The following is a 25,673-nucleotide window of genomic DNA, read 5'->3' on the forward strand; positions in this document are numbered from 1 at the left end:
TTAGGTATGTTATAGGAAAAAAAAATACTATTTATTAAGAGGAGAAAAGGATTTGAAATTAAAATTTAAAGGTTTTTTGTTGTTAATGGTGATCGGGTTAAGTTTAACCCTATTTGCCGGTTGTTCAGGAGCTAATGCTAAAACAGCTGATGGAGAAAAGGTTCTTACCATTGCTTTTCCATCCACGGTTACGACTCTGGATGTCAGCAACGGTGATGGTGCCACGATGTTAAAAGAGGTTGCTGGGGTCATTGAAACACTGGTATCGGTTGATTCAGATTTCATTTTGCACCCTTCCCTGGCTAAAGAATGGGAACGAACCGGTGATACGACCTGGGTGTTTAAGCTGCGTGATGATGTAACTTTCCATGATGGCAAAAAATTCAATGCAGAGGCTGTTAAGTGGTGTATCGATCGTAGTTTAGTAGAGAATACCTCATTGGCTAAAACAACCGGGATTGCATCGGTTGATGTTATTGATGACTATACCGTTCAATTCAATACCTCTGTTAATACCGGAGATCTGCCAGAAGCGTTAACGAATGTTGGTACTGCCATTGTTGCCAAATCATCCGTAAATGATAAGGGCGAATTTGTGACGGCTGTGGGAACCGGGTATTTTAAACAGGACAGCTTTGATGTTTCTTCTGGTAAATTTGAATGTGTACCTTATGATAAATATTGGCAAAAAGTTGATTCGAATGTAACCAGACGGGTGGTTCTGAGTCTATCTGATTCCAGTACCCGTTCTCTTTCGGCACAGAATGGCGAAGTTGATATTGCGACTGACGTACCGTTTAGTGATCTTGAAACTCTTACAGACAAGGATGGGATCAACGTTGAAAAATTCAATACCGCCCGAACCTATTTCTTTAGCTATAATTTAAATAAGGACTATCTAAAAGACGTTAACGTGAGAAAAGCGCTGATTTATGCTGTTAATAAAAAAGATATTGTTAATGATGTACTGCTTGGGGTTGGATCGGTACCGAAAGGGATATTCTTAGAAACCATGCCATGGGCAAATACAAATGTCGATACCTATGAATATGATGCCCAGAAAGCAGGGTCTTTACTCGATGCAGCAGGTGTTAAAGATACGGATGGCGATGGTTTTAGGGATTACAATGGTCAAAAAATTTCAATGAATATTATTACGTCCTCAAGACGACCGGGTAATTCACTGATTGTCCAGGCGGTTGCCGGATATTTTGCGAATCTGGGCATTGAAGCAAATGTTCAAGTTTTAGATGGCAATGCACTTACCGAAGCTCAGAAAGCTGGTAATTTTGACATGGTTCTTAGCTCCGCGGCGACGGGTTATGTCCCTTCAGCTTCCTATTATTTAAGTACCTACTATCAGTCTGGAAGTAGTAATGCAAAACAAATTAATTACAGTAACCCGGAACTTGATAAACTAGTAGATGCGTGCAAAGCAACCAGTAATATGGAAGAAAAATATTCATTAAGTAAACAGGCTCAAGTACTTGCACAAAACGATGTAGCGGTTTATACAATCGCAAATTATGGTGCCGTATTTGTGCTCTCAGATGATGTCGAAAACTTTTCCTATAGTGCGGCTGTTCATGATTTCATTGTACCCTATGAAACAAGTTTAAAATAACACTTTTTAAAATCCGTGCAATCCTTAAGATTGTACGGATTTAGTTTCATTTATTCTTTGAATAGAAGTTAAATGAATAGGAGACAGAATGATAAAATATATAATTAAACGAATGATTATCGTGTTTTTTGTTTTGTGGATGGTTGCGACCTTAACCTTTTTTACCGTCCATGTCACCCCAGGCGATACGGCCAATGCAATTATCGTATCGGTTTATGGCGAAGATGCGGTCTCACCAGAAACACTTGAAAATGTTAGAACAAAATTTGACTTAAAAAGACCTGTTTTTGTTCAGTATACGGATTGGTTAAAAAATGTCGTAACCGGAGAGTTGGGTACCTCTTATAAATATAACAAACCCGTGATTGATATCCTGAAAATTAGATTACCGAATACGCTAATTCTAGGATTTAGTGCGTTTCTGATATCGATTGTTATTTCAATACCGTTTGGAATTATCAGTGCCTTGAATCATAATAGGCCCATTGATCATTTTAGTCGGTTTTCTACATTGCTACTTTCATCATTTCCATCTTTTTGGATTGCATTGCTCTTGATCATTATCTTCTCGATTCAGTTAAAAGTGCTTCCAGTCAGTGGTATGGCCGGTTTTAGCAGTATCATCTTGCCCGCGGTTACCTTGTCCATCGGAATGACTGCAGCGACAACAAGAATGCTCCGGTCCAGCATGCTTGATGTTTTGGGACAGGACTATATCACCGTTGCCCGGGCAAAGGGGTTGGAAGATAATCAGGTTATTTTTGGGCATGCATTAAGAAATGCCATTCCGCCGATTATTACAGTCATTGGTCTGCAGATTGGTCATATTATTGGTGGAGCTGTTATTATCGAAAATATCTTTGCCTGGCCAGGAATTGGCGGACTCTTGATTGATTCCATCAATACCAAAGACCTTCCCATGATTGAAGGTTGTGTTTTGATTATTGCCTTTGGCTATGCTATTGTTAATCTCATTGTCGATATTACGTATTCTTGTATTGATCCACGAATTAAATATTCAGGAGGTGACAACTAATGATGGAAAAGCCTGTCTCTGTTACAGAAGGGTTAAGATATCCGCGACCAAAACTGGCTGGAATTCCCAAGTATATGAATGTTCTTTGGCGAAGTTTTAATAAAAAAAACATCATGCTTACTCTGGGTATTATTTTCGCAACTTTTATCATACTTGTGGCAATCTTCGCTCCGGTACTGGAACCTTATGATCCCACGAAAATGGATCTGGCACTTAAATTTATTCCACCATCCGCAGCTCATATTTTTGGAACCGACAACATGGGACGAGATGTCCTGAGCCGGATTATCGAAGGATCTCGAATTTCATTGAGCACCGCCTTTATGGTTGTCATTTTCAGTGCCTGCATTGGCACGCTTGTTGGGATGATCTCGGGTTTTTGGGGTGGAAAGGTTGATATGATTTTCATGCGCATTGTCGACGTCCTGCTGGCTTTTCCGACGATTATATTTGCACTGGCCATTTCCACTGTTTTGGGTACCGGGGCGATCAATCTAGTAATTGCCATTTGTTGTATCCAATGGACCAGTTATGCTCGGGTTTCCCGGGGAGAAGCCATTCTTTTGAAAAATGCCGAATATATTGAAGCGGCGAAAGCCATTGGCAATAATAGTTTGCAAATTATGTTCAAGTATTTTTTACCGAATATTGTTTCAAAAATATTGATTCTGGCATCGCTTAATATTGGCAGTATTATTCTATACTGTGCTTCGCTCAGCTTTTTGGGGCTTGGCGCTCAACCGCCATCACCGGACTGGGGTGCAATGATAAGCGATGGCAAAGAGTACATGCGTTATGCCCCATGGATGGCGATTTTTCCGGGATTGGCGATTGCAGCCTCAGCACTAACTTTTAATATGTTGGGTGATGGGGTCAGAGATTTACTTGATCCGCGGATGCGTGATTCGGTCAAAACAGAATAGGAGGATTTAAATGAGAGGTCTTTTAGAAATTAAAAACCTAAATGTGAGCTTTGCAGTTGACGATAATCATGTTCATATTTTAAATAATGTATCGATGGATATAAATGAAAATGAAGTTCTAGCAGTGATCGGAGAAACCGGCTGCGGAAAATCTGTGACTGGTAGTGCAATTCTTCATTTGCTTCCAGATAATGCAATTGTGACGGGCAATATTTTTTTTAAAGGGCAGGATATTACAAAAATGAATGATCATGAATTCCGTCAATTGAGAGGTCAGGAGATTTCATCAGTTCCCCAGAGTCCCAGTACTTCACTTAATCCTTTAATGCATGTGGGCAACCAGGTAGCTGAATGTGTTCTTGAAAAGAATAGCAGCGAAGCTGATAAAAAGAAAACAGCATTAAAAGTTCATGAGATTTTTTCCAGGTTAGGCCTTCCCCGAGGAGAAGATTTTTATGAAAATTACCCATGTGAACTTAGTGGCGGTATGTGTCAACGGGTACTAATTGCTATGGGTGTGATCACACACCCCGAATTACTGATTGTTGATGAACCCACAAAAGCAGTGGATTGGGCATTACGTAAAGATGTTATGGATGTGTTTTGTGAATTAAAAAATGATATGAAGTGTGCGATGCTGTTTATTACCCATGATATTGCCGCGGCTAAATATGTGGCCGATCGCGTTGCGGTGATGTATTGCGGGGAAGTTGTAGAAATTGGGCCTACCGATTCAGTCATTAATCAACCCCGTCATCCCTATACCAAAGGTTTGATCGCATCCATGCCATCGAAAGGCTTTAATGTAATGAATGGATTTATGCCATCTTTTCAAGATCTTCCCAAAGGGTGCCGCTTCAGCGATCGATGTGAATGTTCTAGTGATATTTGTGTCAATGAAGAACCAGAGAGTGTCGAAATTTCAGCGGGGCATTTCACAAAGTGCAGTATTTATAAAAATATGAATGTAAGTGAGATTTTTAGCCATGCAATTACAAGTTAAAGGATTAAGCAAAAAATACTATTCCGGTTTTTTAGGAAACAATGTGACAGATGCAGTGGATGATGTAAGTTTCGATATTAAAGAAGGTGAAATTTTTGGACTGGTAGGTGGAAGTGGATCAGGAAAAACAACCGTTTCAAAAATAGTAATGGGACTTATCAAACCAACTTCTGGGGGAGTGTTTTATAATGGCCGGGATTTAACAAAGGTTAATAATCGTGATTGGTATTATTTAAGAAGAGAAATACAAATGATTTTTCAACACCCACAGATGACTTTTAATCCGCGACGAAATATTTACTTCGCTTGTGCTGAACCCATCAGACTTTATAAGCTGGCAAAAAATAAAGCCGAAGAAAAGGCAATGGTGGAACATCTGATCGAACGGGTAGGACTAACAAAGGATCAGTTAAAAAAATATCCGCACGAACTAAGTGGTGGCCAGGCACAACGGTTATCAATTACCCGAGCATTGTGCTTACAGCCTAAATTCATTATTTGTGATGAGCCAACGTCGATGCTGGATGTATCAGTTCAGGCTCAAATTCTGAAATTATTAAAAGAAATTCATGATGAATTTAACATCACCATGCTTTATATTTCACATGATTTAGAAGTAATTCAATCAATTTGTGATCGTGTAGCCGTGATGGAAACAGGTAAAATCGTCGAAATTGGAAACACAGAAAAAGTTTTTAATATGCCACAACACCACTATACAAAGCAATTACTGCAGTCAGCGCTGTATATTTAAATTTGAGTAGGCGGTGCAGGAATTAATTTAACAGGATTTTATTTAATAATTCATAAAAATTTAACCGTGAAGGTTATACGAATTCAGAAAATGATTTTTTTGAAGCGGTATAATTTTCACGGTTTTTTTATAAATATAAAATTTGAAAAGAGGAAGAAATGAAGAAAAGAGCAGTACAAGTTTAGTAGTATTTTTAATGATTACCATAATCATGTCGGGATGTAGCAGTAAAAACAGCGGTGATAGCGGAACTATTACCAAGAAAAATACCTTGGTTTATGGTGCCGAGTTTGAAGATGAAAAAATTAATCCAATTTTAGATTCCACCTATGAAGATGATTTGCTTTTTAGAGGGTTGATGAAACATGATGAAAATAATGTTCCTCAAAATGATCTGGCCAAAGAGGTCATAGTCAGTTCAGATAATTTGACCTATACCTTTAAAATACGCGATGGCGTTAAATTTCATGATGGTGAAACGTTAACGGCGGCTGATGTAGTATTTACCATTAAAAGTATTATGGAACCCAGTGTTAATTCAAGTCGGGCAACCGATTTTAGGGAAGTTGCCAGCATTGAAAAAGTTGATGATTTAACCGTTAAAATCGTTTTAAAACAAACATTTCCACCACTTTTGGATAAACTGACCGTCGGGATTGTGCCAGAACATGTATTTACCGGAAAAAATATCAATGATTCTGATTTCAATCATAATCCCATTGGTTGCGGTCCTTATAAGTTTGTCAGTTGGACAACCGGAGAGTCTTTAACGATGACCCGATTTGCTGATTTCTATGGTGAACAGGCAAAAATTGAGAATGTCATTTTTAAATTTCTCCCGGACTACAATACCAGAGCAGTACAGTTAGAATCAGGCGAAATTGATTTGGCATTTATCGAACCAAGTCAGGTTGAAAAGATTAAGAGCGGTCAAAACACGGCGGTTCATATTATCGACTCGGCTGACTACCGTTGCATGATGTACAATTTTACCGCGCCCATCCTGCCTTTGCAGGATCCGCTGGAAGTTGATTTAAACCAGGTGCTTCAAGCCCCCAGTTTGAATCATTACTGTGGAACCGATAATCTAGGTCGGGACATTTTTGCCAGAGTGCTTTATGGCGGGATTGTATCCCTATCGATAGCAACGATTGCGACGACGGCAGGGATTACCATCGGGATTATTTATGGCGGCATCAGTGGCTATAACGGGGGGAAAACAGATGCAGTCTTGATGCGTTTTGTTGAGATCCTCTATGCAATTCCCGCCACCATTATTATTCTTTGTTTTCAAATGATGGCACCCAATAAGGTCATTGGTTTAGTGATAATAATGAGTTTAACCAGTTGGATGACCATGGCGCGGGTTATCAGAGGTCGTTTTATGGAATTAAAACAGAAAGAATTTGTGGCGCTTGCCAGAGGGATGAACACGCCGACCTGGAAAATATTATTTAATCACCTTGCCAGAAACAGTGTTTCCAGTATTATCATTGTTTTTACCTTCACCTTTTCAAGTGCCATTATGAATGAAGCGGCTTTGAGTTTTTTAGGGGTTGGGGTACCCCAGGAAATACCGTCTTGGGGAAATATGATTTTTAATGCTCAAAACTATATTCTGACAGGCGTCTGGTGGGCGGCTCTTTTTCCAGGAATCATGATCGTCTTAAGTACTATGTGTGTGAATTATATCAGTGAAGATTTAAAAAATAAATATTTAATATGAGTGAGGGTGTTATGAGTAACGAAAATAGTTTAGAAGTCAAAAATAAAATCAGTACGATCTGGGATAAATGCGGAAGCAGTTATGATAATAGCTATGCCCATGGATTAAAAAGTGAAAAGGAAAAACAGGAATGGCTAAAACTCCTGGATAGTATGATTCCAATTAATCCCAGTAAAATTTTGGATGTTGGAGCAGGAACCGGATTTCTGTCGTTGCTTCTTAGTGAGCTGGGTCATCAATGCAAAGGGATTGATTTATCTGAGGGAATGCTGAGTCGGGCAAAATTAAAGGCTCAGGAGAGCGGTTTTAAAGAGATCGTTTTCGAAATTGGTGATGCTGAAAATCTGAATGAGCCGGATAATAGCTATGATGTTGTTATTAACCGTCATTTGGTTTGGACACTGCCTCATCCCAAGAAAGCGATTGCGGAATGGGTTCGGGTTTTAAAACCCGGAGGGCGTTTGATCATTATCGATGGCGATTGGTTTCATGACAGTTTTAGCAATAAGGCAAAAATTTTTATCGGAACCTGTCTGGTTAGTGTAAAAGAAGGAAAAAATGCCTTTAAAAATGTTGGCAATTATGACGATGAGTTAATCTCAAAGTTGCCTATGATGCATGATAAAAACGCCCGACAATTGGTCAATCTGGTTAGAAATTCGGGGTTAGATATTGAAGTCCGGGATGCAAAATACGTCGAAGAAGCTGAAAAGGAAATAATGAGTCTGGGGTATCGGTTAAAAAATCCATACAAGCGGACCATTATTATTGGAACAAAAATGTGAACAGTGAAAATCTCCTGGAAGTCAAAGGCTTAAGTTTATCGATTGTCGGAGATGAAGATGACCATCAGGTTATCAACAATGTCTGCTTTGATGTAACCAAAGGTAAAATCACCTGTTTAGTAGGCGAAAGTGGCAGTGGAAAAACTATGACGATTGCATCCATTTTGGGTTTAACGCCAGAAAAAGCCTATTTTTCAGACCAGAGTAGCATTCAATTTTCAGGTGAAAGTATTTTTTCAATCTTTCAGGATCCAATGAATTCGTTCAATCAATCGATAAAGATCAGGAAACAACTTTTTAATATGGTGAATGGTTATATGGAGATGACTCAACCAGATTTTGAAAGAAGCATGGAAACGATTTTAAGAAAACTCAATTTTAAAGACCCCCAGAGGGTGCTGGGGCAGTACCCTTTCGAACTCAGTGGCGGGATGCTGCAGCGATTGATGATCGCTTGCGGCATGCTGATTGAACCAACCCTGATCATTGCCGATGAACCGACAACCGCCCTTGACGTCACCATTCAAAAAGAAATTCTAAAAGAGTTCATCACGATTAACCGGGAGCTTAAAACAACGCTATTCGTGGTAACCCATGATTTTGGAGTGGTGGCGGAAATTGCCGATGAAGTGATTGTTATGCAGAAGGGTCGCATCGTCGAGCAGGGTAACGTTTTTGAAATTTTTGACAAGCCCAGAGAAGGCTACACCAAACGATTGATTAAGGCAACCTTTAAGGAGTTAAACCATGCTGATGTTTATTGAAAACCTGACTAAAGAATATAATCGTCAGACCGTGTTAAAAGACCTTAATTTTAGCATTTGTGAGGGCGAAGTTCTGGGATTAGTAGGGGAAAGTGGTTGTGGAAAGAGTACCTTAGCCAAGCTGATCGGTCGATTTGAGAAGCCCAGCAGGGGGAATATTTACTTTAGGAATAAGAATATCTACTCACTGCCAAAAGAAGATTTGAAATCTTTCCGGCGAGGTTGCCAGATGGTTTTTCAGGATAACCTGGCATCCTTGAATCCGGGGATGAAAATCATGTCGAAATTAAAAGAACCCTTGGTTAACAATGCTGATTTGAACACCCGAGAACAAGAAGAAAGAATCAGAAAAGAGCTGGATCGGGTACATCTTAAAGAGGATGTGCTGTCGAGTTTCCGATCAGCATCAGTGGTGGTGAGCGGCAGCGTGTTAATATTTGCCGAGCCTTGCTGATGTCGCCGTCGATCATGATCTGCGATGAAATCACGTCGAGTCTGGATGTCATTACCCAGGAAAAGCTACTTGAATTGCTGAAAAAACTAAATAAAGAACTAAATATGACCATCTTATTTATTTCACACGACATCGAAGCTGTAAAAAGTATCAGCGATCGGGTGATGGTAATGGAGCAAGGTGAAATTGTTGAGATCCTTGATAGCGAAAATAAATTTAATTTTAAGCATCCTTACACGCAAAAGCTGTTTAGTGCTTTGCCAGTTAATCAACCCGGGAAAAGAAAGTTAAACATACCTGCTGATCCTATCAATGAAATTTGTATTTAATGGTTTTTATTTGACAAATTAAATGGATTTAAAGTATAATTCAAATGGTTAGATTTAAAAACGAAGAGGATAACAAATTTATTGTCATGAAGCCAATAAAAAAGCCATGAAGGTTGTGAAAGCAATTTGTATGGCTTTTTTTGATGGCAAAAAGGAGTAAAATGAAAAATAACAGTTTAACTTTAACAGAAGGCGTTATATGGAAAAAATTGTTGTTTTTCGCATTGCCTTTACTGGGAACCAGCCTGATCCAGCAATTATATCATACCGTTGATCTGATCTATGTAGGTAATTTTGTAGGCAAAGAGGCAGCGGCAGCAGTTGGGGCCAGCACTTTGTTTGTCACCTGTCTGGTTGGTTTTTTCTCCGGTATGTCAATTGGTTCAAGTGTGGTAGCGTCCTATGTTTTTGGCACGGGTAATCAGAAAGAGCTAAAAAAAGTTGTTCATACAGCCATTGCATTAGGATTTGTCAGCGGGATTATTATTATGGTGATTGGACTGATCGGCGCACCCTTTTTCTTACAACTGATTAATACGCCGGATGAGATTATGGATTTAGCGGTCATATATATTCGCATTTATTTTCTGAGTATGATCTCGGTAATAACTTACAACATGGGATCTGGCATTATTAGGGCGATGGGAAATTCCCGAACACCAATGAATATTCAATTAATTGGCGGAATCGTCAATGTGATAATGGGTGGGATTTTTGTTATTGTTTTAAAATTTGGAGTCGTGGGAGTTGCCTGGGCAACCTTATTTTCACAGACAATTGCGGCCCTAATGGTGTTACATTATTTAATGAATACTAACAGTGATTTTAAATTGGAACTCAATAAAATCAGAATCGATAAGCAATACTTTTTTAGAATTTTAAAAATTGGTGTGCCCGCTGGTTTTCAGACACTGGTGATAACCATCTCCAATGTTTTTGCTCAATTTCATGTCAATAGTCTGGGTGTCGATTCGATTGCCGCATTTACAGTGTATTTTAAAGTGGAACTGTTAATTTACCTGCCGATTTTGGCGATGGGACAGACGATTACCACCTTTACCAGTCAAAATATCGGTGCGGGCAACTATGACCGGGTCAGAAAAGGAACCAGGGTTTGCCTTATTATAGGAATTGGAATAACCGCTGTGATGAGTTTAGTTTTACTGGTCTTTGGCAGACAGGCCTTTGGTGTGATTAATAATGATCCTTCCGTCGTGGCTTATGGCCTTCAAATTATCCGGATTACCCTGCCCTTTTATTGGATTTACCTGATTCTGGAAGTGTTGGGGGGAACCATCCGAGGTGCCGGCAAGGCGGTCCCACCGATGGCCATTATTCTTACCAATATTTGTGTGTTGAGAACAATTCTTTTATTTGTGATCATGTCGTCTTTCCATGATATTCAGGGAATTGCAATAACTTATCCCATTACCTGGGCTTCAACTGCTCTTTGTATGGCGCTCTATTATTGGCGAGGAAATTGGATGGGAGAAGTTAATTCGTTAAGAGTAGTAAATGCTGAAAGTTGATTCGAAAAGTTGACATATGTAAATAAATGGAAAAACAAACTTGACATTACAACTATATACATGTATACTTTCATCAGTTAAAGATTAAAGTAAATATAAATTCGACTTATGTTTTGAAAGCATAAAAAAGCCATGAAGGTTGTGAAAGCAACTTTCATGGCTTTTTTGTTTCCGATTGACAAGGAGGTTGGCTGAGGGGTATTGATTATTAAGAAGGGTGGAAAATCTGCAACAAAAATAAGAAGAATTACCAACGAATGTCACCAATATTTATAATTCAAACAAAAAAGGAGGGGGATAAATGGAAGTATTACAACGGGTTAAGAATTATTGGACTGAACGTTCAGATACCTTTGGGGTGAATATGTTCAGTGAATCAGAAAAAGAATATGACAAGATCTGGACAGAGATACTTGAAGAAAAGATTGCTTTAAAAAGTGTGGGTCATGTTCTTGACATTGGAACCGGTCCAGGATATTTTGCACTCAATTTAGCTTTAATGGGTTATCAGGTGACTGGAATCGATTTGACTCCAGCGCTGTTAGAGCGAGCGAAAGAACATGCTGTGCGATTGAAGTGTGATGATAAAACACAATTTTTAGAAATGAATGCTCAAAGCCTGGAATTTGAAGATGGTTCGTTTGATGTGGTTGTTACAAGGAATCTGACCTGGACATTACCTAGTGTGGAGGAAGCCTATATTGAATGGAAACGAGTACTTAAACCCGGGGGAAGACTGATCAATTTTGATTCGGATTATGGCGCGGTATCGTTTATCGAACAGAAGAAGCAATTTCCACATAAAGCAATTGATACAAAGAGATCAAAAGAGTGTGACGAAATTAAGGATTGTTTGAGTATCAGCCAGTTGAAGCGACCACAATGGGATATCAATTTTCTGGATTCCATTGGGATGAAGGGAGTTTCAATCGAAGATGATGTCAGAAAACGATTTCCGAAAGAATTGAATTACGAACGCGATGGATGCCCATTATTTTGTATTTGTATGGAAAAATAATCGAACGTTAAAGAGGAGTAAACTTGATGAAAAGAATCAGAATTTTAATTTGTTGTGTGATGATGATGGCAATGTGCGTGTCACTTGGTGCTTGTACTAGCCAGGATAGTGGCGGAACGGGTGAAGCAAAGACGACTTTGACTACGGCCAGATCAAAGGATATTGGTGATCTTAATGGTCATCTATATGCTGGTGATATGGCGGCCCAGGGAATGGTATTTGATACGTTAGTCGAAAACACGGCCGATGGCCCTAAAGCTGCCTTAGCTGAAAGTTGGGATATATCAAAGGATGGGACGGTTTACACGTTTCATCTGCGAAAAGGTGTGAATTTTACGGATGGTCAACCATTTAATGCCGAAGCGGTTAAAGCCAATATCGATGCAGTACAAAGAAATCCTGAAAAACATGCATGGATCAGTTTGAGTAAAAAAATTAAAAGTGTGGATATCGTCGATGACAATACCGTTAATATCGTCTTATCCGAGCCATATTATCCCATCTTAACTGAGTTGGGATTACTGCGACCCTATTGTATGATGTCACCGGCGACATTTATTAATGGTGAAACGAAAGATGGCGTTTCAGCATTTGTTGGAACAGGGCCATATAAATTAACTGAGCATGTACAGAATCAGTATGCTACCTTTGTCAGCAACGATGAGTATTGGGGTGGAGAACCGAAAATAAAGACGGTTACCTTTAAGGTTTTGCCAGCTGGTCAAACAGCACAGCTGGCTTTACAAAATGGCGAAATTGATTTTCTGTACAGTAATTACTCTGATGCAATGTTGGATTCAGAAACATTAAAAAGCATGGGAACAAATAAAGATTATCAGATTGTTTATAGCGAACCATGTGCAACCCGTTTTTTAATGGTCAATGCTTCTAAACCAGAGACCATTATTGCGGATAAAAATATCAAAGAGGCAATATGGTATGGCATCAATAAAGAAGAACTCTCTAGCGAAATTTTGTCTGGGTTGGAAACGCCGGCGGAAACCTTATTTCCTTCAACAGCGCCATACTGTGATGTGAAGCTGAAGGAAAGAACGTTTGATACTGCTAAGGCAAAGAAATTGATTGAAGCATCGGGCTGGAAAATGGAAAGTGGATCGGAATACTATACCAAAAATGGTGAGAAGCTTTCGGTAAGAATTGAATATCGGACCGATGTGGCTGGGGTTAAAGGTATTTGTGAGTACCTCCAAAGTAATTTAAAAGATATCGGGATTGAACTGGTGCTCACTGGTGAAGAGAAAAGTGCATATTATGATCGTAGAAAAACAGGGGATTACGATTTGTTAATCGATGCAACCTGGGGTGTGCCTTATGATCCGCAAAGTACAATGTCAGCATTTTCAGCACCGTCATCGTATTTAACCAGTACCCAAAATCTAGAAAATTCACAAGAAATGTTTGATTGGATTGACCAAGCCCTGGTGTCGACTGATGAGGTCAAGCGACAAGAGCTCTATACAAAAGTACTAAATAAGATTCAGGATGATGCCTGTTTTATTCCATTGACAGATGTACAAGTCATTGCTGTAGCGCCGAAAGATTTAAAGAACATTACGTTTAATCAATCGCAATACGAAATTCCATTTGAAAAAATGTATTTTGAATAGATAATTGATGAGAAGCTGCTTAAGAGAACATAGAACACAAATAAATGATGTTTCTTGGTAGCTTCTTTTTTCCTGAAAAGAGGATAACTATGCGCAACTATATAATCAGGCGGATCCTGACAATTATACCAATGTTTTTTATTATTTCCTTTATTTCGTTTGTGCTTATTAATTTATCACCATCCGATCCAGTCGAAATAATTTTAAGAGCAAACGGGGTACCAGTGGTCACTGAAGAATTAATCGAAGAGACAAAAATTGAATTGGGCTTGGATCAACCTTTTCTGGTTCGTTATGTCAATTGGTTAAACGATGTGATTCATCTGGACTTTGGAAAGTCCTATGTCACCCAACAACCGGTTTTTAAAATGATTTCGCCAGCTTTTGGCTATACCATGCAGTTGGCGCTGGCTAATACGGTGGTGACCATCATGCTGTCAATTTTTCTGGGAATTATCTGTGCTCAATTTGAAGGACGGATGATTGATCGGGGAACCCGAAGTTTTTTATTTATTATATCGGCAATGCCGGCCTTTTGGATTGGAACATTGGCGATCTGGTTTTTTTCGGTAAAATTAAATTTATTGCCCACAAGTGGGGTAGGGTCATGGACCAATTTTGTTTTACCGACAATGGTCATGTCCATTGGGTATTGTGGGTTCTATTTTAGAATGATACGAAATTCAATGCTTGAAAATATGAATGAAAATTATGTGGTTTATGCCAGATCCTGCGGTGTTAAAGAGAAAGTGGTCGTCAAGCATATTTTTAGAAATTCCATCCAGACAGCAGTGGCGGCCTTTTGTATGGCAATACCGGGAATGATGGCCGGAACTGTGGTGATCGAAAACGTTTTTGCCTGGCCGGGATTAGGGCGGCTCTGTGTTTCTTCGATATTTAACCGCGATTTACCGATTATTCAAGCCTATGTTTTAATACTGGCTCTTTCCTATTGTTTGTTTAATATTTTTGGAGACATCGTCACTGCTGTTTTAAATCCTAAATTGAGGAAGGCGTAATGATGAATGTTTGGAGTAAGATAAAAAAAGATCGGATTGCAGTAAGCTGTCTGGCAATCATTCTGATGATTATAATTGTTGGTATTTTTGCAAATTTTTTTGCCCCTAATGATCCGCTGGAGATCAATGCAACCTTGAAATTTGATGGTCCCTCATGGGAATATCCATTGGGAAATGATCAGCTGGGACGTTGCATGCTGTCCCGTTTAATTTTTGGAATTCGTACCAGTGTATTGTTTGTTCTGGTAGCGATGTTTGCGACCATTTCGATTGGTACTATTTTAGGGATTATTGCCGGTTATTTTAAGGGTAAGGTTGATGAAGTGATTATGCGGGTCTGTGATATTGTTTTATCTTTTCCCAGTGAAGTCATGACCTTAGCCATTGTGGGAATGTTTGGGACCGGCTTAAAAAATATTTTGTTGGCCTGTATCTTGATGAAATGGGCTTGGTTTGCCCGGGTATTTCGATCAGCCGTGATGAAGTATACAGATAAGAACTATGTTATGTTTTCCAAGGCCTCAGGCTGTAAAACCGGCCATATTCTACGAAAGCATATTTTACCGGCAATTTTTCCCGAAATTGCCGTCATGGCGAGCAATAATATCAGCTCCCAGATATTAATGGTATCGGGATTATCGTTCCTGGGACTGGGGGTTCAGGCTCCGACACCTGAATGGGGCATGATGCTAAGTGAAGCAAAGGATGCGATGCTGATCCATCCCTATCAGATGCTTCCCTCGGGAATTGCTATTATGGTGATGGCGGTTTCGTTTTCTTTTTTAGGGGATTCAATCAGAGACGCAATGGATGTCAAGCATGAGGGGTACGCACTGAAGAAAAATCGGTTCAAAAGGAAGAGGTTGGCCGCATGAGCAGCAGTATAAAAATTTCAAATCTTAAAATCTGGGATGATCGTGACGACGATGTGATTATTAAAGATCTTAGCTTTGAAGTGAAAAAAAACAGATGCCTGGCTATTGTTGGGGAAAGTGGTAGCGGCAAATCGATGACTGTCAAGGGAATTACCGGTATCCATAAACCATGGATCGAATGCACCGGTTGTATCGCCTTTGACGGTGAGAATCTGCTGGAGTTGGGTCAGGAAAGTATGCAAAAAATCAGAGGCCGAAAAATATTTATGATTTTTCAAGACGGCATGACCGCTTTTGATCCGTCTTGTATGATTCGGGTTGGATTAAGAGAAACACTTGCTGAAAAGCTTGATTTAAAAAAAGAAGCCGCGGATCATTGTATGATCTCGGCCATGAATCGTGTCATGTTAAATAACCCCGAAGAAATTCTTCAAAAGTATCCCCATCAATTGTCGGGGGGAATGCTGCAGCGGATTATGATTGCCCTGGCGTTGGCACTGGAGCCCGAATTAATCATTGCCGATGAACCGACAACCGCTCTGGATACCATTACCCAATATGAAGTTGTTGACCAATTTATTAAATTACGGAAAGAAATAGGAACAACAATGATTTTTATTTCTCATGATTTGGGCGTGGTTCGTCAAATAGCGGATGATGTTCTGGTTATGAAAGATGGAGAAAAGGTGGAGGAAGGTCCAATTGAGGAAATATTTACTAAACCTCAGCATCCTTATACTCAGTATTTAGTAAGTACCAGAGCGGCATTAGGAACAAACTTTAAAAGAATTATGGAGGAAACAGGTGATGTTGGCAGTGAAGAATGTGAAAAAGTCCTATCAACAGGGCGGGGTTTTATCCATGAAGCGGAAGATGATTCTCAAGGATGTGAGCTTTCAAATGAACAAGGGAGAATGCCTTGGTATCATTGGCGAAAGTGGAAGTGGAAAATCGACACTTGGAAGACTGGTTCTTGGGATTGAGAAGCCTGATAGCGGCGAAATCCTGTATATGGGCAAAAATGTCAATAATCCCAATACCCGGCTGGGGCATATGAGTACCGTTTTTCAGGATTACAGTTCATCAATCAATCCCAACGCCTGTGTTTTTGAAGCCATTGCAGAACCGATGATGGTGATCGATAGAAAATATAATCACAAACGATACGAAGAGAAAATAATTCAATTATTGGAAGATGTTGGATTAAATCGATCATACCTGAAAAAATATCCCCACGAATTATCCGGTGGGGAGGCCCAGCGTGTTTGTATTGCAAGAGCTATTTCGACTGAGCCCCAATTCCTGCTTTTAGATGAAGCAATCAGCTCGCTGGATGTCTCCATACAAACCCAGATTCTCAACCTTTTTTTAAAACTTAAAGAAAAATATAAGATGAGCTACCTGTTCATTACCCATGATATTCAGGCGGCGGTTTATATCTGTGATCGGATTATTTTTTTTAATGACGGAAAAATAATCGAAGAGACGGCGGTAAATAATATCGGAAGAGTGAAAGACCCTTATTCAAGAAGTTTATTAGCGGCGGTTATTCCCTTTTAAAGAATAATCGAATGAAAAAGTTTTCAAAATTTTGCAGCAGCCCTTATAAACAATCAAACACATCAGGAGGATAAACATATGAATAATTATGAAACAACAGTGAAACGATGGTCTGAATCAGCTGAGAATTTTAACAAATCGATTCAAAGTCAACTATTTGATGAAAACAGTGTTACCGTTTGGACAAATTTAATCAAAGAGAATGCCCTTCAAAAAGAAGCTATAACCGTCTTGGATATTGGTACCGGCCCCGGCTTTTTTGCCATTATTCTGGCAAAAATAGGTTATCAGGTTACTGGCATTGACTGCACCCCAGAAATGATTGAAAGTGCAGTAAAAAATGCCGAACAGCAAGGGGTGAAACCTGAGCTTAAAATCATGGATAGTCATGTCTTGGATTTTGAAGATAACACCTTTGACTTGATCGTTAATCGAAATGTTACCTGGACACTTTATGAACCAGAGAAAGCATATAAAGAATGGAAACGAGTACTGAAACCAGGTGGGAAGTTGTTGATTTTTGATGCGAATTGGTATATGAGCCATTTTGATCCGTTAGCTGGACGAGAAATGACCGAAGGGATGCGGGAATATCGGGAAAAATATGGTGAGCTTCCCGAAAAGTTTTCAATGAATGTAGTTGAAGATTATTGGCTGAAATTGCCGATGGTCGGGGTACAGCGGCCGCAATGGGATAAAGCAGCGCTATGGAAGCTGGGCTTTCAAAATCTGGTTTTTGACACCAATCTTTCCGAACGCGTTTCACTAACGGATATGGATCGGATGCTCTATGGTTGCACACCTATGTTTATGATCTCAGCAACCAAGGCCACAAAAGCAGAAGAGGAAGAGGCTTTTAATCGGGTCTATTGGGATGGTGCCGCCATCAATTGGGGTTCCAATTGTCTGAGAGACCATCACTCCTTCAAAAAAAATGCCTACCTTGAGCTTCTGGAGCCTCATTTTGAGGAAGAAAAGAAATATAAAATACTGGATATCGGGACGGGAAGCGGCTTTATGGCAACCTTACTGGCAGAAAAAGGATATCAGTTAACAGGGGTGGATTTTTCTGAAAAGATGCTGGGCGAAGCCGCCTATTGTGCTCAGGAACTGGGGGTGCAGGTTGAGTTTGTTCAGGCAAAAGCGGATCATCTGCCGTTTGATGACAACAGCTTTGATGGGATTATCTGCCGAAATGTGACATGGCTGATGAAGGATCCCCAGGAGGCCTTTTCTGAATGGAACCGGGTACTGAAAAAGAATGGAAAACTGATCTATATCGATGGTAATTGGAATTTATATCAATATGATGAAGAAGAGAAACAACGGTTTATAAAGAATCGAGAGGAACTGGAAGCACTCGGAGAGAAAAAGCTCTATGGTTATGGACACAGCAGTACGGTGTTGATTGACAAACTTTCTGCTAATCTGCCCTTTTCAAAGCTGAGAAGACCGGCTTGGGATCAGGAAAACTTGTCGCAATTTGGCTTTAATGTTTTGGAAATAGAAGAAAACATTTCTCAGAAAGTTTTGACCGAAATAGAACAAAAGCGGGAAGCAACAACCCCAATGTTTATGGTTGTTGCGCAGAAAAAGTGAAGAACCCACCAACCACAAAAGGAGTGAATCATATTGGAAGCTTATAATCGGTTACTGCACTACATAACACTAATCCGTAGAGAAGTTTTTAACAAAGTCATGATTTCGATCGCAATCAGCGCAACCTATATTATTCAGGCGATTACCATGGCAGCAGTTGTTTCAGCGGTATTTATCGGTGTTGATCTTAGGCAGATTTTACCTTATCTTGGTATCGCCCTGCTGATGGTGATCCTGCGGGGGATTTTTTCCCGGATTAGGGAATGCTATTCCAAGGTGATGGCAATAGCAGTAAAGAATAAAATCAGAACCATGATTTTTGACAAAATTTTGCATTTAGGTCCAGGCTATTTAAATGATAAGCGAAGCGGAAAGGTGCAATCGCTGGTGTTGGACGGCATTGAATCATTGGAGCCTTTTTTGATTGACTATGTTCCCCAAATTATCAGCATTGGGATTTCTGGGCTTGCCATTGGTATTTATCTGGCTACATTGGATACGGTAACTGGGCTTGTGATCATTGCCGCAATGCTATTGTGTGTGGCAGTGCCTTATTTTACGCTTCCGCTGGTCAGAGAACGGTTTGTTGCTTATTGGCAGGCTTATGCAGAATTGAATGCTCAATATGTCGATGCAATCCAAGGGATGACGACGCTAAAAGCCTTTCATGCCAGCAAAATAAAAGGAACAGAGCTGGAAGCCAATGCCACGACTTTTTATCATGAGCAGCTTAACAGCACGACCTTCTCACTGATTGACTCTAGCTTGATGACCCTGCTTACGTCCATCGCATCCACCATTACGGTAGCCATTGCGGCCTATCGAACCGGTATTGGCATCATCCCAGTGGCGTCCGTTTCAGCATTTTTATTTTTGGCGGTAGAGTGTGCCCGACCCATGGTGGATTTAAATAATTACTGGCATAACAGTTTTTTAGGCTTATCGGTGGCAAAAGAACTATTTGAAATTGTCGATGAAGAACTGACAATTGTTAATATCGACAACGCTAATAAAACAAATTTGGATGAAGGTTTACCGGGAATTGAATTCAAGGATGTCAGTTTTTCCTATCGTAAGGATGCACAAGATGCGGTATCAAATATCTCATTCACCATTCAACCCGGAGAAACAGTGGCTTTTGTAGGGAAATCAGGTTCGGGCAAATCGACGATCGCCAATCTGCTGCTCCGTTTTTACGATATGGATGTTGGTACCATTAAAATTAGTGAGATGGACATCCGGGAGTATGATCTTAATTATCTGCTGCGAAATATTGGGGTTGTTTTTCAGGACACCTATTTATTTCATGGTACCATCGCTGAGAGTATTGCAATGGCCAAACCACAAGCGGCAGAAAAAGAGCTTAAAAAGGCTGCCCAGGCGGCAGGAGCCCATGAGTTTATCATGAACATGCCGGATGGTTACCAGAGTATGATTGGCGAACGAGGGGCAACACTATCCGGCGGCGAATGTCAGCGGCTGGCCATCACCAGAGCCATTCTAAAAGATGCACCACTGCTAATTCTTGATGAAGCCACATCCAGTGTTGATGCGAAAAATGAAAAGCTGATCCAAAAAACACTGGAGTCCCTGACTCAAAATAGAACCACCATTATTATTGCCCATCGACTTTCGACGATTCAAAATGCGGATAAGATTTTTGTTTTATCGGAGGGACGACTTGTGGAACAAGGAAATCATGAAGCGTTATTAAAACTAAATGGTGTCTATTCAGGCTTGATCAATGCTCAAATAAGGGGGGAAGCCTGTGGTTGAGAAAAATAAAAATTATCGTTGGAAGAATATTTTTATGCTCGTTTCCAGTATGCGAGTCTATGCCCTGGAAATGATCCTAACCATTCTGGCCGGACTAAGCAAGCATCTTGTTACCATTGGAACATCCCTGATTGTTGCCTATATGGTTGGTCTGGCAATGGAAGGGCAGCTTGAAGATCAATTTACAAGCCTTTTTATGTTACTGTGTCTTGGTATTGTATTACGGGCCGTGATGTTTTATGGTGAAATGTGGTTTGGCCATGATGTTGCATACCGGGTGCTCAAAGATTTCAGAGTACGTTTGTATGACCGGATTGACAAAATATCGCCAGCTTATTTGATCAGCCAGCGTTCGGGACAAATTGGTTCCACTTTAATGAGCGATGTCGAGCTGCTGGAATGGTTTCTGGCTCATACCTTGGGTTCCTATATTGTCGCGGCGGGTGTAACGATGATCATCCTGGTTGTTCTGGTACAGATAAACATTTTACTGGCTGGTTTAATGCTGATTTTTGTGGTGCTAACCGTCTGGACCTCTTTCTTTATGCGAAATAAAGCCGACGAGCAGGGAAAAGCGGTTCGGGAGCGACTTTCCGATGCCAATGCAATCACCGTCGAAGGCATTCAGGGATTGCGGGAACTATTGACCCTTAACTATCTGGAACCTTATAAAGAGAAGAACAAAGTAGAAATGAAAAAGCTTTATGACGCTCAAATTATCTACGGTAAACGTCTTGGCACTGAGAGTATGTTAATGCAGATTTTTGTCGGTACTTTTACGGTTATCGTAATGGGGGTAACAGCCCTGCTTGTACAAGGCGGTTCGCTGGCGTTTTCCTACTATCCGGTTGTGGTTATGTTATCGGCGCTACTTTTTAATCCGATCATTGAAATATGTGGTGTTTCCCGGAACTTTGGCCTGATTTTTGCGGCCGCAAACCGAGTGGGGCAGGTTTTAAATACCGAGCCGATGGTAAAAGACGATGGCCAGACGGTTAATATTCATATTATGGAATGTTCGATTAAGTTTGACCAGGTAACATTCCGTTATCATGAAGATTTAGAGGATACCCTCCAAGGGGTATCATTTGATATAAAAGAAGGCGAAACAGTCGCTTTGGTCGGGCCGTCAGGAGCCGGCAAGACGACTTGTTGCAATCTTCTTTTACGCTACTGGGATGTCCAGAAAGGAAGCCTTTCGATTGGTGGAATCGATATTCGGGATATTGCTCAGGATAGTCTTCAGGATATGGTTTCAGCAGTGCTTCAGGATGTTTATCTATTTCATACATCAGTGAGGGAGAATATCCGGTTAGGTAAGCCGGATGCCACCGATGAGGAGATTGAAAATGCCGCCAAGATAGCCTATGCCCATGAGTTTATCATGGGATTACCAAATGGATATGACACCACTACTGGGGAGCGCGGATTTCGGCTTTCAGGAGGACAACGCCAGCGGATTGCTATTGCCAGAGCAGTTTTAAAAAATACTCCGATTCTGATTCTGGATGAAGCGGTATCAAGTCTGGATACAGAAAATGAGCAATTTATTCAAAAAGCCCTCAAAGATCAGGCTGGAAAAAGAACGACCATTGTCGTGGCCCATCGTTTATCGACGATTATGGCTGCAGATAAACTGGTTGTGATAAACAATGGTAGGGTCGTACAGGTTGGCAATCATCATGAGCTGATTGAAAAAGATGGATTCTATAAGGAGTTAGTGGCATATCAGTTTGATAAGGGTTAAAAAAGCGAGAACAATGAGCTAAACTCCAAAAGTGATAAAAAGTAAGCGTAATACAAGGGGGTATTTCATGGAAAACAATATGGGCAAGTACTGGACACAGGCTGCTGACAATTACGGAAAGATTATTGATGATGAATTAAGCAGCTTCAGACCAGAGGCATGGAAATCGATTATTTTAGGAGAAGTAGCAACGACAAATCAATTAAAAATTCTTGATGTCGGCACCGGACCGGGGTTTTTCTCGATTATCTTGAGTCAGGCCGATCATGAAGTAACCGGTATTGACTGTTCCGAAGGGATGCTGGAGATTGCTAAAAAGAATGCCAAAAAGCACGGGGTCTGGCCGGTTCTAAAAATGATGGACAGTCATACATTGACCTTTGAGGATAATTCCTTTGATCTGATTCTTAGCAGGAACGTTACCTGGACACTCAAAAATCCAACCGCGGTTTATGATTCCTGGCACCAGATTTTAAAACCCGGCGGAAAACTGCTGATCTTTGATGCCAATTGGCATCATCATTATTTTGATGAGGCTCTCATGGAAGAGGTAAAAGAACGGGAACAGCGGTGTTTAGAGATCTTTGGGTCAACCTTTTCAGATGCTAAAAGTCAGGAAGAACAGATTAACATCGAGCTTTTACCATTAAGTAAGGTGATGCGACCGGATTGGGATATCAATGCGCTTAAAAGTTGTGGCTTTATTGGCGTTGACTATATTCGGGATATAACCGAAAAGGTTTGGGATGCCAAAGAAAAGATGCTGTTTGGTGCGTCACCGATGTTTATGATTTCAGCGGTAAAGGAATAGCGGACAAAATTCAATACTGAAGAGTTACTGCAGTTACTGTTGTTAACAGGCATTTACGTATTTTTTACAACAAAGTGAAACTAATAAATGAAAAAAGGGTTAAGGACAAGCATTGAACAAATTATGACAATTAAAATATGAGAAAGAGGGATTGATATGTTTAGGAAAGCAATTTCTATTTTAATGATAATGGTACTGAGTCTTACTTTATGTACGGCTTGCAGTGGAACTCAGACCGAAAAGGATGTATCTAAGAGCGAAACAGTCGAAGTGACGGATTTAGCAGGCAGAGTGATCGAACTGGAACTGCCTGTTAAAACAGCGGTAATCAATTGGTCCGGTTCTGGCGGTGCTTTTATGACCATGTCGGCTTTGTTAGGTGAAGATGTCGCGGACCATATTGTTGGATGGGGAAATTCCCTTCAAGTAAATCGCAATGATATGTATCAGGCTTATGTATCAAAAGTACCGGATCTGGCAAACATACCAAATGTCGGGAGTGTGGATACGGATGATTTTAACATTGAAAAAGTCATTCAACTGAATCCCGACGTGTGTATCTTTGCACTAGGAACAAAGACTGCTGCAGAGGCAAGTGCACAGGGAAAATTGGAAGAAGCTGGCATACCGGTCGTCTATATTGACTATCATGCCGAGACTGTTGAAAATCATGAAAAATCAACCCTGCTTCTTGGTCAGATTTTTGGAGAAGAGGCAAGAGCTCAGGAAATTACCGACTATTGTCTGGATAAACGAAAGGTTGTTGAAGAACGGGTCGCCAAGATAACCAGCGAAAAAGCGGATGTTTATGTTGAATGTGGATCTACAGGTGTCGGTGAGTATGGCAATACCTATCCCAGTACAACCATGTGGGGGAGCATGGTTACCATTGCTGGTGGTAATAACATTGCTGAAGGCAGTGTTTCAAAAGCGACCCCTATTAGTCCGGAGTATTTGTTGAGTAAGAATACTGATGTTATTTTTCTGACCGGTTCTTACTGGCCTAAAACTGAAAGCTCTTTACGCATGGGCTATGAGTCAAATGAGACAACACTACAAAAACAATTGACAGAATATACCCAAAGAACTGGCTGGAGCGAACTGAATGCCGTTAAAGACAAGAAGGTTTTTGCGATTCATCACGGATTAGCCAGAGAAATCTACGACTTCGCCGCCTTTGAATTTATTGCAAAATCTCTTTATCCAGATGAATTTAAGGATATAGATCCTTACGCGGATCTCCAGGAGTATTATGAAAAATTCCTGCCATATGATTTATCCGGAGTATGGATGACACAATGGCAGTAACCAATTTAAATGCTTCCATTAAAAGAAAAGAAAGTAATTATTCCTACAAAGAAGAGGCTAAAAAAAAATCAGGAGCGCTTTTATTTATCTTTCTTTTATGTTGTATCAGTTTTTTTGCCGACATTATTCTGGGACCGGCATGGCTGAGTATTGGCGAAACATTTCAGGCTTTGTTTCATTTAGGTAATGTTGAGAGCACGACAATGATTATCGTTTGGGATTACCGACTACCAACGGCATTGATGGCGATTGGTGTGGGTGCGTCCTTAAGCTTTGCCGGAGCCGTGATGCAGACGATCCTAAATAATCCCCTGGCCAGCCCATATACCCTTGGGGTTTCGGCGGGAGCAGGGTTTGGCGCCGCGATGGCGATTGTAACCGGCGCATCAGCGTTATCTTTCGTTGGGATTTATACGGTTCCGCTGTTTTCTTTTGTTTTTGCAGGGATCACCTGCTTTTCGATTTACGGATTTGGAAAATATACCAAAATGAAACCCCAGACAATGATCCTGGCAGGGATTGGTTTATCTTTTCTATTTCAGGCACTGCAATCAATGATGCAGTATATGGCAACACCGGAAGAAAGTCAAAACATTGTTTTTTGGTTATTTGGCAGCTTATCCCGATCAAATTGGTTTACTGTGGGACTGATTTTTCTTATATTGGCTCTGGTCATACCATTAACACTCAAAGATGCCTGGAAGCTGACGGCGCTTAAACTGGGAGATGAAAAAGCGACCGGTTTAGGGGTGGATGTTGAAAAACTGCGAATTAAATGTTTTGCTTTGATATCTATTATTACGGGTATAGCCGTGTGTTTTGTGGGAACGATTGGTTTTATTGGCCTGGTTGGACCACACATGGCCAGGCTGTTAATTGGTGAAGATCAACGTTTTTTTATTCCGTTATCATCATTATGTGGGGCATTGGTGTTGTCGGTAGCCTCCGTCTTGAGTAAATTGATTGTCCCGGGATTTATTTTTCCAATTGGGATTATCACCTCACTTATTGGGGTGCCGTTTTTCTTTTCGTTAGTATTATCAAAAAGAACGAGGTTGATCAATGATTGAAGTAAAAGATTTAAGCTTTGCCTATGGCAAAACAACGATCCTTAAGGATGTCAATTTTATCGCGAAACCTAAAGAAATCACAGCAATTATTGGCGCGAATGGGATTGGAAAATCGACACTGCTTAAAAATATCTGTGGGATTTTAAAAAATGATGGGGAAATTTTTTATTCTGGCAAAAATCGCAGTCAGTATTCACCCAATGAATTCACCAAAAGAATTAGTTATTTATCTCAGGACAGCGGTTGCGAGGCTGACTTGAATGTGTTTGAAGTCGTGCTTTTGGGCAGAATCGGAAATCTGAATTATCGGGTTTCGGATGAGGAGATAGAAAAAG

Annotated in this window: 24 protein-coding genes; all 24 read left to right on the forward strand. The window is 40.3% G+C overall.

All coding sequences use genetic code 11. The features are described 5' to 3' along the window. The first annotated feature begins 52 nt into the window (after window positions 1–52). A complete protein-coding gene (locus tag Q7J41_RS04660; protein WP_304885692.1) occupies window positions 53–1,624 on the forward strand; it encodes an ABC transporter substrate-binding protein in 1,572 nt (523 codons plus the stop codon). A gap of 88 nt (window positions 1,625–1,712) precedes the next feature. Then, a complete protein-coding gene (nikB, locus tag Q7J41_RS04665; RefSeq protein ID WP_304885694.1) occupies window positions 1,713–2,660 on the forward strand; it encodes a nickel ABC transporter permease in 948 nt (315 codons plus the stop codon). Further along, entirely contained in the window at window positions 2,660–3,583 is a 924-nt protein-coding gene (gene nikC, locus Q7J41_RS04670) for a nickel transporter permease (protein WP_304885696.1), read from the forward strand. Before nikB ends, nikC begins: the two co-directional genes overlap by 1 nt. 10 nt (window positions 3,584–3,593) lie before the next feature. After that, window positions 3,594–4,586: an ABC transporter ATP-binding protein gene (locus tag Q7J41_RS04675; RefSeq protein ID WP_304885698.1), complete on the forward strand. Its 993-nt coding sequence runs from the start codon at window positions 3,594–3,596 to the stop codon at window positions 4,584–4,586. Further along, window positions 4,570–5,340: an ABC transporter ATP-binding protein gene (locus Q7J41_RS04680; RefSeq protein WP_304885700.1), complete on the forward strand. Its 771-nt coding sequence runs from the start codon at window positions 4,570–4,572 to the stop codon at window positions 5,338–5,340. The genes Q7J41_RS04675 and Q7J41_RS04680 overlap by 17 nt, the downstream gene beginning before the upstream one ends. A 196-nt stretch (window positions 5,341–5,536) precedes the next feature. Then, window positions 5,537–7,066, forward strand: a complete 1,530-nt coding sequence (locus tag Q7J41_RS04685) for an ABC transporter substrate-binding protein (RefSeq protein ID WP_304885701.1) — start codon at window positions 5,537–5,539, stop codon at window positions 7,064–7,066. 11 nt (window positions 7,067–7,077) lie between these two features. After that, entirely contained in the window at window positions 7,078–7,851 is a 774-nt protein-coding gene (locus Q7J41_RS04690) for a class I SAM-dependent methyltransferase (RefSeq protein WP_304885702.1), read from the forward strand. Further along, window positions 7,848–8,615, forward strand: a complete 768-nt coding sequence (locus tag Q7J41_RS04695; protein ID WP_304885703.1) for an ABC transporter ATP-binding protein — start codon at window positions 7,848–7,850, stop codon at window positions 8,613–8,615. Before Q7J41_RS04690 ends, Q7J41_RS04695 begins: the two co-directional genes overlap by 4 nt. After that, window positions 8,599–9,069 carry an ATP-binding cassette domain-containing protein gene (locus Q7J41_RS04700; protein ID WP_304885705.1) on the forward strand — a complete coding sequence of 157 codons (471 nt, stop codon included), beginning with the start codon at window positions 8,599–8,601 and terminating at the stop codon, window positions 9,067–9,069. The genes Q7J41_RS04695 and Q7J41_RS04700 overlap by 17 nt, the downstream gene beginning before the upstream one ends. Continuing rightward, window positions 9,051–9,398: a hypothetical protein gene (locus Q7J41_RS04705; RefSeq protein ID WP_304885738.1), complete on the forward strand. Its 348-nt coding sequence runs from the start codon at window positions 9,051–9,053 to the stop codon at window positions 9,396–9,398. The genes Q7J41_RS04700 and Q7J41_RS04705 overlap by 19 nt, the downstream gene beginning before the upstream one ends. Window positions 9,399–9,559: 161 nt before the next feature. Next, window positions 9,560–10,927, forward strand: coding sequence for an MATE family efflux transporter (locus tag Q7J41_RS04710; RefSeq protein WP_304885707.1), 1,368 nt, complete (start codon window positions 9,560–9,562; stop codon window positions 10,925–10,927). A gap of 301 nt (window positions 10,928–11,228) precedes the next feature. After that, on the forward strand, window positions 11,229–11,945 hold the full coding sequence (locus Q7J41_RS04715; protein WP_304885709.1) for a class I SAM-dependent methyltransferase: 717 nt from the start codon (window positions 11,229–11,231) through the stop codon (window positions 11,943–11,945). A gap of 26 nt (window positions 11,946–11,971) precedes the next feature. After that, the gene (gene nikA, locus Q7J41_RS04720; RefSeq protein WP_304885711.1) at window positions 11,972–13,573 is read left to right on the forward strand and encodes a nickel ABC transporter substrate-binding protein; all 1,602 of its coding nucleotides are present in this window, start codon (window positions 11,972–11,974) and stop codon (window positions 13,571–13,573) included. Window positions 13,574–13,662: 89 nt separating this feature from the next. After that, entirely contained in the window at window positions 13,663–14,592 is a 930-nt protein-coding gene (gene opp1B, locus Q7J41_RS04725; protein ID WP_304885713.1) for a nickel/cobalt ABC transporter permease, read from the forward strand. Further along, window positions 14,592–15,467 (forward strand): nickel/cobalt ABC transporter permease, encoded by an 876-nt coding sequence (gene opp1C / locus Q7J41_RS04730; RefSeq protein WP_304885715.1) that lies wholly within the window; start codon window positions 14,592–14,594, stop codon window positions 15,465–15,467. Before opp1B ends, opp1C begins: the two co-directional genes overlap by 1 nt. Then, complete coding sequence (locus Q7J41_RS04735) at window positions 15,464–16,450, forward strand: ABC transporter ATP-binding protein (protein ID WP_304885718.1); 987 nt, start codon at window positions 15,464–15,466, stop codon at window positions 16,448–16,450. The genes opp1C and Q7J41_RS04735 overlap by 4 nt, the downstream gene beginning before the upstream one ends. Beyond that, window positions 16,368–17,027 (forward strand): ABC transporter ATP-binding protein, encoded by a 660-nt coding sequence (locus tag Q7J41_RS04740; protein WP_304885720.1) that lies wholly within the window; start codon window positions 16,368–16,370, stop codon window positions 17,025–17,027. The genes Q7J41_RS04735 and Q7J41_RS04740 overlap by 83 nt, the downstream gene beginning before the upstream one ends. Before the next feature lie 78 nt (window positions 17,028–17,105). Then, a complete protein-coding gene (locus tag Q7J41_RS04745; RefSeq protein WP_304885722.1) occupies window positions 17,106–18,626 on the forward strand; it encodes a methyltransferase domain-containing protein in 1,521 nt (506 codons plus the stop codon). Window positions 18,627–18,659: 33 nt separating this feature from the next. Then, entirely contained in the window at window positions 18,660–20,402 is a 1,743-nt protein-coding gene (locus Q7J41_RS04750) for an ABC transporter ATP-binding protein (protein WP_304885724.1), read from the forward strand. Continuing rightward, a complete protein-coding gene (locus Q7J41_RS04755) occupies window positions 20,395–22,149 on the forward strand; it encodes an ABC transporter ATP-binding protein (protein WP_304885726.1) in 1,755 nt (584 codons plus the stop codon). Before Q7J41_RS04750 ends, Q7J41_RS04755 begins: the two co-directional genes overlap by 8 nt. 67 nt (window positions 22,150–22,216) lie before the next feature. Beyond that, a complete protein-coding gene (locus tag Q7J41_RS04760) occupies window positions 22,217–22,960 on the forward strand; it encodes a class I SAM-dependent methyltransferase (protein WP_304885728.1) in 744 nt (247 codons plus the stop codon). 156 nt (window positions 22,961–23,116) lie between these two features. Beyond that, complete coding sequence (locus Q7J41_RS04765; RefSeq protein ID WP_304885730.1) at window positions 23,117–24,268, forward strand: ABC transporter substrate-binding protein; 1,152 nt, start codon at window positions 23,117–23,119, stop codon at window positions 24,266–24,268. Continuing rightward, on the forward strand, window positions 24,259–25,338 hold the full coding sequence (locus tag Q7J41_RS04770) for an iron ABC transporter permease (RefSeq protein WP_304885732.1): 1,080 nt from the start codon (window positions 24,259–24,261) through the stop codon (window positions 25,336–25,338). The genes Q7J41_RS04765 and Q7J41_RS04770 overlap by 10 nt, the downstream gene beginning before the upstream one ends. After that, on the forward strand, window positions 25,331–25,673 hold a 343-nt coding region (locus Q7J41_RS04775), incomplete at its 3' end, for an ABC transporter ATP-binding protein (RefSeq protein WP_304885734.1). The genes Q7J41_RS04770 and Q7J41_RS04775, both read left to right, overlap by 8 nt.

Source organism: Acetobacterium sp. (assembly GCF_030652775.1).
Classification (GTDB): Bacteria; Bacillota; Clostridia; order Eubacteriales; family Eubacteriaceae; genus Acetobacterium.

Coding starts and splice junctions, on each gene's coding strand:
- nikB (WP_304885694.1), top strand. CDS start 1,713: ATGATAAAATATATAATTAAACGAATGATTATCGTGTTTTTTGTTTTG.
- nikC (WP_304885696.1), top strand. CDS start 2,660: ATGATGGAAAAGCCTGTCTCTGTTACAGAAGGGTTAAGATATCCGCGA.
- Q7J41_RS04675 (WP_304885698.1), top strand. CDS start 3,594: ATGAGAGGTCTTTTAGAAATTAAAAACCTAAATGTGAGCTTTGCAGTT.
- Q7J41_RS04680 (WP_304885700.1), top strand. CDS start 4,570: ATGCAATTACAAGTTAAAGGATTAAGCAAAAAATACTATTCCGGTTTT.
- Q7J41_RS04685 (WP_304885701.1), top strand. CDS start 5,537: ATGATTACCATAATCATGTCGGGATGTAGCAGTAAAAACAGCGGTGAT.
- Q7J41_RS04690 (WP_304885702.1), top strand. CDS start 7,078: ATGAGTAACGAAAATAGTTTAGAAGTCAAAAATAAAATCAGTACGATC.
- Q7J41_RS04700 (WP_304885705.1), top strand. CDS start 8,599: ATGCTGATGTTTATTGAAAACCTGACTAAAGAATATAATCGTCAGACC.
- Q7J41_RS04710 (WP_304885707.1), top strand. CDS start 9,560: ATGAAAAATAACAGTTTAACTTTAACAGAAGGCGTTATATGGAAAAAA.
- Q7J41_RS04715 (WP_304885709.1), top strand. CDS start 11,229: ATGGAAGTATTACAACGGGTTAAGAATTATTGGACTGAACGTTCAGAT.
- nikA (WP_304885711.1), top strand. CDS start 11,972: ATGAAAAGAATCAGAATTTTAATTTGTTGTGTGATGATGATGGCAATG.
- opp1B (WP_304885713.1), top strand. CDS start 13,663: ATGCGCAACTATATAATCAGGCGGATCCTGACAATTATACCAATGTTT.
- opp1C (WP_304885715.1), top strand. CDS start 14,592: ATGATGAATGTTTGGAGTAAGATAAAAAAAGATCGGATTGCAGTAAGC.
- Q7J41_RS04735 (WP_304885718.1), top strand. CDS start 15,464: ATGAGCAGCAGTATAAAAATTTCAAATCTTAAAATCTGGGATGATCGT.
- Q7J41_RS04740 (WP_304885720.1), top strand. CDS start 16,368: ATGAACAAGGGAGAATGCCTTGGTATCATTGGCGAAAGTGGAAGTGGA.
- Q7J41_RS04745 (WP_304885722.1), top strand. CDS start 17,106: ATGAATAATTATGAAACAACAGTGAAACGATGGTCTGAATCAGCTGAG.
- Q7J41_RS04760 (WP_304885728.1), top strand. CDS start 22,217: ATGGAAAACAATATGGGCAAGTACTGGACACAGGCTGCTGACAATTAC.
- Q7J41_RS04765 (WP_304885730.1), top strand. CDS start 23,117: ATGTTTAGGAAAGCAATTTCTATTTTAATGATAATGGTACTGAGTCTT.
- Q7J41_RS04770 (WP_304885732.1), top strand. CDS start 24,259: ATGGCAGTAACCAATTTAAATGCTTCCATTAAAAGAAAAGAAAGTAAT.